Here is a 6,273-nt window from a genome sequence, read left to right on the forward strand (position 1 = left end):
ACGATATACATGAAAAAACTAGCGATGTTGGCCTGTTTACTCGCAGGAGCAACACAATTATTTGCACAGCAAGATACAACTCAAAATACCCAATTGTCTATCAGTGGTTACCTTGAAGCATATTACCTTCGGGACTTTAACAACCCAATTGGAAATACACGCCCAGGCTTTGTATATAGTCACAACAGAACAAATGAAGTAAACATAAACTTGGCACTTTTAAAAGCTGCGTACGAAACAACCAATACACGTGCAAATCTTGCTTTTGGTGTCGGTACATATATGAATGCGAACTACAGTGCGGAACCCGGTGTCTTAAAAAATATTTACGAAGCGAATGCCGGTGTTCGTATCTCGAAAAAACATAATTTATGGATCGATGCTGGAATATTTTCTTCCCATTTGGGCTTTGAAAGCGCTATAGGAAAGGATAATTGGACTGTAACAAGGAGTATTTTTGCTGATAATTCCCCTTATTTTGAAACCGGCGCAAAAATATCCTATACATCCGCATCAGGAAAACTATTTTTAAGCGGGCTTATTTTAAACGGATGGCAGCGGATTCAACGGGTGGATGGTAGCAGTTTACCTGCATTTGGACATCAATTAGTCTATAAACCGACAGCTAAATGGACTATCAATAGTGGTTCTTTTATTGGCAGTGATAAAGCGGATAGCGTCAGACAGATGCGCTATTTTCATAATCTATATGCCATTTATCAAATGAATGAAAAGCTGGGAATTACATTCGGATTTGATATTGGAGCGGAACAAAAAGCAAAAGGTAGCTCAACGTACAATGTATGGTACACGCCTGTGTTAATTGCACGATATGCGACGACCGAAAAATTTAGCTTAACAGCAAGAGGAGAATATTACAACGATAAGCATGGTGTAATCGTTTCGACTACGACAGATCAAGGTTTTCAAACGTTTGGCTATTCTTTAAATGCAGATTATGCAATTCTTCCCAATGTCGTTTGGCGCACGGAACTACGTAATCTCACCAATAAAGATGCTATTTTCCTTGATCGGACAAATAAGTTGGTGAAAAATAGTTTGACGGCTGTCACAGCACTTACAGTTAGTTTTTAAAACAATCGTTCCTGTCGTGTGTTGGATCGGCAGGGACTTTCTGAAATGAAAGGCAATAAAAATGGAAGAAAGGAAAAGCGCTGAACACTTTTTGGACCTTATCCGAAAATCGAGAAGAGGTCGCTTCAAACTTTATATCGGCATGAGTGCAGGCGTCGGAAAAACTTACCGCATGTTACAGGATGCCCATACACTTTTACAGGGAGGAATCGATGTGCGTATTGGCTATATTGAGACACATAATCGGAAGGAAACCCATCAATTGCTGGATGGTCTACCCGTTATAGCCCGACGCCATCTTTTTTATAAAGGCAAACAGTTAGAGGAACTGGATCTTTATGCTGTTTTGAATTCACATCCTGAGGTAGTCATTATCGATGAGCTGGCACATACCAATATTGAAGGTAGCAAAAATACCAAAAGGTGGCAGGATGTTATGGAGATTCTGGAAGCCGGGATTAATGTGATCAGCGCTGTAAATATCCAGCATATTGAGAGTTTAAACGAGGAGGTTAAAGCGATTACAGGGGTTGAAGTACAAGAACGTGTCCCTGACAGTGTTATTGATTCCGCCGATGAAGTCGTTAACATTGACCTTACTGCAGAAGAACTTATCATCCGCCTAAAAGAGGGCAAGATCTATGACGCTTCAAAAATTCAGGCAGCACTTCAAAACTTCTTTAAAAGCGAACATATCTTGCAATTGCGGGAAATGGCGTTGAAAGAAGTGGCTTCCCAGGTTCAACGTAAAGTGGAGATCGAAGTTCAACCTCAACGATGGGTACGAAAGGAGCGTTTCCTGGCTTGTATAAGTTCCAATGAAATAAAAGCAAAAAACGTGATCAGAAAAACAGCGCGCTTAGCAGGATATTACAATAGCAGTTGGTTTCTGCTGTATGTACAGTTGCCAAAAGAGCGTGGCGATCGGATAGCCTTAAATAAACAGCGACACCTGATCAATAACTTTAAGCTGGCGACAGAACTTGGTGGTGAAATTATCAAAGTGGAAAGTCATAGTGTGGCAAAAGAGATTATCGCTTTGTGCGAGCTCCGCAAGATCACCACAGTTTGTATTGGTAAACCACGATTATCTCTTTTAAGGATGTTACTTGCTAAGGATACATTTAGCAAATTGCTGACGCAACTGTCGACCGAAGATATCGACCTGATTATATTGTCATAATGATAAAGGTAAATTGTGAATAAGATGAAAATAAAAACGAAACTTACCTTTGGTGTAGGATCACTTTTTCTCATGATCTTTCTACTCGCCACTTTAAGCGGCTGGTATGTAAACCGGTTAAAAAAGGATACCGCAAATATATTGACAGCAAATTACAACACGCTGCTGTATGCCAAGAATATGTTATTGGCTTTGGAGGAAATTCCTGTTGAAAAAACTGCTTTTAAGAACTTCGAGGTCAACCTTGACAAACAACGGAGAAATGTTACTGAAGTCGGAGAGCAACAAACAACGAACGCGATTGCTGAACATTTTTTAAAACTGAAATATAAGCCCTTAGACATCACTATCATCTCGTCCATCAGAAAGGATATTGCTTTGTTAATGGAGCAAAATATGACGGCAATTTCTAGGAAGAGTATTGTTGCGGATCGCACCGCAGAACATGCAATTTTGGTCATTTCATTTGCTGGGGCACTCTGTTTTATTATTGCTTTTATATTGCTGGTCAATTTGCCGTCCAATATAGCTGATCCCATAGCAAAATTGACAGCGAGTATTCGACAGATTGCAGGACAGAACTACAAAGAACGAATTCAGGTACAGAGCGGAGGTGAGTTTGCTGAACTCGTCGCTTCATTCAATTCCATGGCAGAGAAACTTGAAGAATACGCTGAAAGTAAACTTGAAAAAATTTTAAAGGAAAAAAGTCGAATCGAGTCTCTTGTGGATCATATGCATGATCCGGTGATAGGCTTCGACGAAGAGCGACGTGTTATTTTTGTCAACGAGGAAGCGCTTCGCATCACCAATCTACATAAAGATCAACTTCTCGGAAGATCTGCTTTGGCGGTTTCAGATGAAAATGATCTTGCTAAAGATATTTTTAAAGACCTGTTCCTTCCCGTGGAGCAACGTGAAAAGAATGCTGTTAAAATTTATGCGGACGATAGAGAAAGCTATTTTGAGAAAGATGTTATCGATATCAATGTTTTGCCGACTGGTGAACTGGAATCAAAGTTTATTGGGCAGGTGGTTATCCTAAAGAATATTACGCCATTTAAGGAACTTGATCTTGCAAAAACAAACTTTATCGGCACCGTTTCTCACGAGTTCAAAACACCTATTGCTGCGATTCAGATGGGGGTTCAATTGCTGGAAAATGAACAAATAGGCCATCTGAATACCGAACAGCTCACCTTGTTAAACGGAATAAAAGAGGATTCTAACCGACTGCTTCAAATAACCGGTGAACTGTTAAATATGACCCAGGTTGAAAGTGGTTCCATCCAAATTAACTTACATACGACAGAAATACAGCCTATTATTGAATATGCTATCATGGCGAATCAATTTGCTGCGAATCAAAAAAATATACACTTTGTTATCGAGGTAGATCCCAAAGTGAAAGCTATCTTTGCTGACAATGAGAAAACTGCCTGGGTTCTTACCAATTTTCTTTCCAATGCGATACGTTACTCGCATGAAGATTCGGTCATTCGTATAGGGGTGGAAAATAACGAACTTAAAACAAAATTTATCGTTACCGACAGCGGGCAGGGGATCGAGCCTAAATATCTGGATAAAATATTTGCACGCTACTTCCGTGTACCAGGGTCCAAAAAAGGTGGAACAGGACTTGGTTTAAGTATTAGTAAAGAGTTTATAGAAGCGCAAGGAGGCGAGATTGGTGTTGAAAGTGATTATGGCGCAGGAAGTTCTTTCTATTTTTCATTACGTACTGCTATTCCCGATAATTAATACATACTAATCGGATCGTATCTGTTCCTATAGTGTATTATGACAACACGACAAAGTTGGATAAGGTGAGAACAGTTTTTGAGATTATAAGTGGTGCCGGCGAGCCACTCATAATCTCAAAAATGGATTAATGGTTAACTAAAGCCATAGCACCTTCGCTGTATCGAGCTCCGATATTAGGGTATTTATGGAGTATTTCATCGATTGTTTTTAAATCATCATTCGATAATTGTATGTCAAGGGCGCCCACATTTTCTTCCAGGTATTTTCTTTTTTTAGTTCCTGGAATGGGAATGATGTCATTTCCCTGTGCCAGTACCCACGCTAAAGCGAGCTGTATAGGACTACAGTTTTTATCTTTTGCCAGTAGAGAGAAGTCGGCGACCAATTGTGCATTGTTCAAAGCATGTTCGCCTTGATTACGCGGTAAGGTTCTTCTAAAGTCGTCCGAAGCGAGATTTTCTAGATTTAAAGAATTTGAAAATAATCCACGCGCTAGCGGTGCATAAGGAATTAAACTTATCCCCAATTGACGTACAGTCTTTTGGATTTCTTTTTCTACATCGCGTGTAAGGAGCGAATATTCGCTCTGTAAAGCAGCTATAGGGTGTACGGCATTTGCTTTGATGATTGAGGCGGGGGATGCTTCGCTTAAGCCAAGATACCTCACTTTTCCTTCTTTAACCAATTCCGCCATAGCGCCTACGGTCTCTTCGATGGGAATATTGGGATCTACGCGATGTGCATAATAAAGATCTATGGTATCTATTCCAAGGCGTTTTAAACTTTTTTCCACCGCTAATTTTATCCATTCGGGCGAGCCATCGAAGTAGGTGTTTGCCGTACCACTTGGACCTGCTACTTCATCTTTAAAGCGAAACCCAAATTTTGTTGCAATAAAAACTTTGTCACGGTTGGGAACAAGTACTTTTGAAATAAGCTCCTCATTGGCACCGTTGCCGTACATATCTGCGGTATCCCAAAAATTAATGCCTAGGTCCAATGCTCTTTCCAATGTAGCAATACTCTCTTTCTCGTCCGTAGGTCCGTATGCAAAGCTCATTCCCATACAACCTAATCCAATCGCAGAGAGTTTTTCATTTGTTGTTCCAAGATTTCTATATTTCATAATAATGATATTTTGTTTAATACAAAAGTATACATGGAATAAACGAAGGGAGTTAAGACAATCAAACAGATTGTTATACAATTCAAACAGTACCGCTTCGGACTTGGTTTGGGGACATCCCCGTTTGCTTTTTGAAGAAATTGGTGAAATAGGAAGGATATTCAAATCCTAGGCTGTAGGCAATATCCGATATATTCCAATTGGTATGCAACAACAAAGCTTTGGCTTCTTGGGCCACACGGTTTGCAATGTGTGTACTGGTGGTTTTGCCTGTGGCTTCTTTTACCGACCTGTTGAGGTGATTGATATGAACCGAAAGCGCATGAGCATAATCTGCAGGGCTTTTCAACTGTAGGCTAAGCTGAAGGGTATTGATTGGAAATTGTCTTTCTAACAGCTCAAGAAATAGTCCCGATACCCTGGTTGAAGCGTTGGTATAAGATCCAAAACTCGCTGCGGGACTCGATTTCATGGTTTCATGAATTAGAAGATGTAGATAACTTCGCAACATATCATCTTTATGAACGTAGCTTGAGTTCATTTCAACTACCATCTTCTGGAAGATTGCAGAAATTTCTGCTAATTGTGTTTCATCCGGAAAATAGATCGGATTGCTGCCTATCTTGAACAGCGGGGAGTCTTTTAGACTTTCTATCCGTTCACTATGCTGTATAAATTCCTCTGTAAATATACAATACCATCCTGATTGTTCTGAGGATTCCGGTTCCCAAGCATAGGGGACAACCGGATTCGCAAATAACATGGCCGGTTTATCGATTTGTATCCACTTATCTGCGTAATATAGTTTTCCACGCCCTATAATAAGGGAGGTTTTATAAAAATCACGGCGATTGTACGGAGATACGACGGTACAGGATTCTCTACTGAAAACATTGAAATGCCCAATTCCGGTATTATTTAGCGGCAAATCCAAATTAGTTAAACCTGGTTGCCTTTTGTAAAAATCTGTTACACTTTCGGCTGATTTCATATCACTAAATTAAAAAAAGTGAAACAATCCTAGGTCATAAATGGATCAGTTTCTCAAAAATGAATTCCAATTTTTGGTTAGCTAATGGTATTTTATCATATGTGTCCTAAATAA

Annotated in this window: 5 protein-coding genes; 3 read left to right on the plus strand and 2 right to left on the minus strand. The window is 39.8% G+C overall.

Annotation, left to right across the window (positions count from 1 at the left end):
• Positions 1–9 precede the first annotated feature (9 nt).
• The 3 genes from B3H30_RS14625 (at position 10) to B3H30_RS14635 (ending at position 4,039) form a co-directional block, all read left to right on the plus strand.
• Positions 10–1,095 carry a porin gene (locus tag B3H30_RS14625; RefSeq protein WP_070565437.1) on the plus strand — a complete coding sequence of 362 codons (1,086 nt, stop codon included), beginning with the start codon at positions 10–12 and terminating at the stop codon, positions 1,093–1,095.
• A gap of 61 nt (positions 1,096–1,156) precedes the next feature.
• Positions 1,157–2,278, plus strand: a complete 1,122-nt coding sequence (locus B3H30_RS14630; protein WP_070565435.1) for a histidine kinase — start codon at positions 1,157–1,159, stop codon at positions 2,276–2,278.
• A 24-nt stretch (positions 2,279–2,302) separates the two neighbouring features.
• Positions 2,303–4,039 (plus strand): HAMP domain-containing sensor histidine kinase, encoded by a 1,737-nt coding sequence (locus tag B3H30_RS14635; RefSeq protein WP_070565433.1) that lies wholly within the window; start codon positions 2,303–2,305, stop codon positions 4,037–4,039.
• 127 nt (positions 4,040–4,166) lie between these two features.
• Here the strand turns inward: B3H30_RS14635 and B3H30_RS14640 are convergent, their stop codons facing one another.
• Both B3H30_RS14640 and B3H30_RS14645 read right to left on the minus strand, forming a co-directional pair.
• On the minus strand, positions 4,167–5,168 hold the full coding sequence (locus B3H30_RS14640) for an aldo/keto reductase (protein WP_070565431.1): 1,002 nt from the start codon (positions 5,166–5,168) through the stop codon (positions 4,167–4,169).
• 82 nt (positions 5,169–5,250) lie between these two features.
• A complete protein-coding gene (locus tag B3H30_RS14645; RefSeq protein ID WP_070565429.1) occupies positions 5,251–6,159 on the minus strand; it encodes a helix-turn-helix domain-containing protein in 909 nt (302 codons plus the stop codon).
• Between the last annotated feature and the right edge of the window lie 114 nt (positions 6,160–6,273).

The sequence above is a fragment of the Sphingobacterium sp. UBA7038 genome (assembly GCF_002494055.1).
Taxonomy (GTDB): Bacteria; Bacteroidota; Bacteroidia; order Sphingobacteriales; family Sphingobacteriaceae; genus Sphingobacterium; species Sphingobacterium multivorum.